Origin of the sequence: Microseira wollei NIES-4236 (genome assembly GCF_020521235.1) — a bacterium.
In the GTDB taxonomy this organism is placed as follows: domain Bacteria; phylum Cyanobacteriota; class Cyanobacteriia; order Cyanobacteriales; family Aerosakkonemataceae; genus Microseira; species Microseira wollei.
Genome location: NZ_BLAY01000364.1, coordinates 1 through 3,469 on the forward strand (window position 1 = coordinate 1; position 3,469 = coordinate 3,469).

General features: G+C 50.3%; 3 protein-coding genes. 2 read left to right on the top strand and 1 reads right to left on the bottom strand.

The genetic code is table 11. The features are described 5' to 3' along the window. Positions 1-123 precede the first annotated feature (123 nt). A complete protein-coding gene (locus MiSe_RS48215; protein WP_226594502.1) occupies positions 124-375 on the bottom strand; it encodes a hypothetical protein in 252 nt (83 codons plus the stop codon). Positions 376-449: 74 nt separating this feature from the next. On the opposite strand from MiSe_RS48215, the gene MiSe_RS48220 reads away from it, so the two are divergent. Together MiSe_RS48220 and MiSe_RS48225 are read left to right on the top strand one after the other, a co-directional pair. Next, entirely contained in the window at positions 450-776 is a 327-nt protein-coding gene (locus MiSe_RS48220) for a hypothetical protein (RefSeq protein WP_226594504.1), read from the top strand. A 248-nt stretch (positions 777-1,024) separates the two neighbouring features. Continuing rightward, complete coding sequence (locus MiSe_RS48225; protein ID WP_226594506.1) at positions 1,025-3,280, top strand: NACHT domain-containing protein; 2,256 nt, start codon at positions 1,025-1,027, stop codon at positions 3,278-3,280. Positions 3,281-3,469 lie beyond the last annotated feature (189 nt).

Genomic DNA, 3,469 nt, shown 5'->3' on the forward strand with positions numbered 1-3,469 from the left:
TCAAAATATTGTGGCAGAAATAGATAGCTTAAAGATGCCGTGCCCCTACAAAATGGCGGAACTGTAGGGGCACGGCATTCAAAATATTGTGGCAGAAATAGATAGCTTAAAGATGCCGTGCCCCTACTTCGGTTTCTCAGCGTCCTTGTCTTCCTCTGCATCTAAAAGTTCAGCCGCCTTGCTTCCCAACAGTCCAACAATGCCGCCAATTCCTGTTTGCCAGCTGGCGATGCTGTTTTCCAAGATTCGCACCTGATACTCGGATAGGGTAGGTTGAGATGACAGCCAAACCGATGTACCGCCAGAAAGCATGGTCAGGAACAGGACGGTGGAGAAGACTAGCAGGAAGGCGGGGGAAAGGTTAACTTTGTGCATACTGGTTTTCTTTTGGTTAAGGGATGTAGGGGCACGGCAAGCAAAATATTTTGGCAGATAGAGATAACTTAAAGGTGCCGTGCCCCTACTGTTCCAGCATCTTTAATAATTCCCGCAACGTGGTCAGAATAAGGTGTTGGGGTTATGTAAGAGTTATGTTTGCCTCTCGCACCCGCCAGCATCGCGCGCCAGTATCGCGCGCCAGCATTGCGCGCCAGCATCACCCGCCAGCATCACCCGCCAGCATCACCCGCCAGCATCACCCGCCAGTATCGCGCGCCAGCATCACCCGCCAGCATCACCCGCCAGCATCACCCGCCAGTATCGCGCGCCAGCATTGCGCGCCAGCATCACCCGCCAGCATCACCCGCCAGGGATTAAAATCCCTGGCTAATAGCTGAAGTCGGTTAAAACCGACTGATTGCGTGCGATCGCGACTTACCCACGACGAGGCCAGAAACCCGGTTTCTTCGTCAATCTCTCGTTACCAAACCGACGATTTTTCATAGAAACCGGGAATATGAGCGTAACTTCTAACAATGTTTTCCGTCCGTTTTAACCGACGTTCGCTATGAGACAGCGATTTTAATCGCTGGCGGGTCAAGGCTACTAATGCAAGATGGAAATTAGGTAGAAGCGGCAGTAGGTAATGGCAAGGTCAGAAAGGTCACTTCGGGTATCGAAAACGGGACGAGAACAGGCTAAAGCAGCGTTTGAACGCAAAGGTTGGACACAGGACTACCTGGCAGGGTGCGTTCGCTGTACCAGGCAAGTTGTCGGTCAATTCTTTGGCGGAAAAGCCGTTGAAAAGCGTTTATTCCTAGCCATTTGCACGGAATTGGGGTTGGAGTGGGGCGATATTGCAGAATTGGAACCAGTAGGGCAACCAAAACCTTCTAGTATCGATGATTTGGTGCAGAGAGTACGAGAAACCATCCGCGACAAGATTCAGAAGCAGTGCGGCACGATGCGGGTGCTAGATATGACTGCGCCTATCGGGTTAAATGACATCTACACTCACGTCAATATCCTGGAAAAAATTACCGGACGCAGGCGCAAAGAGATTCCTGAATTACTGCAAGAGTGCGATCTTGATAACTTTGACCGCTTTGGACTAAGCGGAATTACTGAAAAAAGAGTGCCAGGGCTGGATGCTGTTAAGAAATATCCCAAACTGATGATTTTGGGTAAACCGGGAGCTGGCAAGACAACGTTTCTCAAGCATCTGGCAATCGAGTGTATTGGCGGGATGTTTCAGGCAGAGCGAATTCCTCTATTTATTACGCTCAAGGACTTTGCGGAAATGCCGAAACAGCCTGATTTATTGGACTATTTGATTCAGCTATTTAGTAGCTATGGCTTTGCATCAAATGATACTTCTGTCGAGCAGTTACTCAAACAAGGTAACTTGCTGATTCTTCTCGATGGTTTAGATGAAGTGCGGGAATCTGATAGCAGTCGAGTTTTGCAGCAAATCCATCACTTTGCCAAGCAGTTTGACGGGAACCAATTTGTAATCACCTGTCGCATTGCTGCACGGGAATATACTTTTGAGCAATTTACTGAAGTTGAAATTGCTGACTTTGACGCTCAACAAATTGCCTACTTTGCTAATCGGTGGTTTTCAGGGAAAGACGATCGGGTTAAAGCAGAGCGATTTATCCAGAAACTAAAAAAAGACAAGCCAATCCGAGAACTGGCAACGAACCCGCTTTTGTTGACCTTGTTGTGCTTGGTGTTTGAAGAATCCGGCAGCTTTCCTTCGAATCGCTCCGAGCTTTATAAAGAAGGCTTGGATGTGCTGCTCAAAAAGTGGGACGCGAAGCGAAATATTGAGCGCGACCAGGTATATAAAAAGCTATCTCTGAAAAGAAAGGAAGATTTGCTCAGTCAAATTGCCCTGGATACCTTTGAACGGGGCGATTACTTTTTCAAACAAAAAGAAGTCGAACGATATATCACCGATTACATCCGCAACTTGCCCGATGCCAACACTGACACAGAGGCATTGCAATTGGACAGCGAAGCTGTGCTGAAATCAATTGAAGCGCAGCATGGATTGTTGGTAGAACGGGCAAGATGTATCTATTCTTTCTCGCACCTAAGTTTTCACGAGTATTTCACGGCTAGAAAAATTGTCGAAAGTCCAAACCCCCAAGCTTTGGAACAAGCACTGCAAAGTTTAGTCGGTCACATCACTGAAAAGCGCTGGCGAGAAGTTTTTTTGCTAACGGTGGGGATGTTGCCCAGTGCAGACTATCTGTTGCAGTTAATCAAACACCAGATTGATAGTCTCTTGGCAGGTGATGAAAAATTGCAGCAGTTCCTTGTCTGGGTTGAGGAAAAGTCTCGTTCTGTGGAAGCAGCGGATAAACCCGCTGCTGTTAGAGCTTTTTACTTCGCCCTCGACCGCGCCCTCGACCGCGCCCTCGTCCGCGCCCTCGTCCGCGCCCTCGACCTCGCCCTCGACCGCGCCCTCATCCGCGCCCTCGACCTCGCCCTCGACCGCGCCCTCATCCGCGCCCTCGACCGCGCCCTTGACCCCGTCCTCGATCGCGCCCTCGACCTCGCCCTCGACCCCGCCCTCGATCCTGCCCTCGACCCTGAATTGCAGCGACAGCTGAAACAGCTCAAACACCAGCTACCGGATACAAGAGACTGGGAAAATTGCCAGCGGTGGTGGCAGGCAAATGGTCAAGTCTGGACTGAGGAACTGAGATCCGTAATGATTCAACACCGCAACATCGGTCACGACTGGCAGTTCAGCGACTCTCAGAAAAAACTGCTACAGCAATACCAGGGCGCAAATAAGTTGCTGGTTGACTGTCTCAACAGCGATTGTTATGTCAGCCGCGAAGTGCGACAGTCGATTGAGGATACGTTGCTGTTGCCGTGGCGGGGTTGAAGGGGGAGTCAATTTCAGGGGGCGCTTTTGGGGCACGGCATCTTAGATCCTGTGGCTAATCGAACCATATTGTTGATGCCGTGCCCCTACCACGGATCGCCTGCCGCCCCATCCCCTGGCGCTTTTGGGGCACGGCATCTTAGATCCTGTGGCTAATCGAACCATATTGTTGATGCCGTGCCCCTACCA

Coding starts and splice junctions, on each gene's coding strand:
- MiSe_RS48215 (WP_226594502.1), bottom strand. CDS start 375: ATGCACAAAGTTAACCTTTCCCCCGCCTTCCTGCTAGTCTTCTCCACC.
- MiSe_RS48225 (WP_226594506.1), top strand. CDS start 1,025: ATGGCAAGGTCAGAAAGGTCACTTCGGGTATCGAAAACGGGACGAGAA.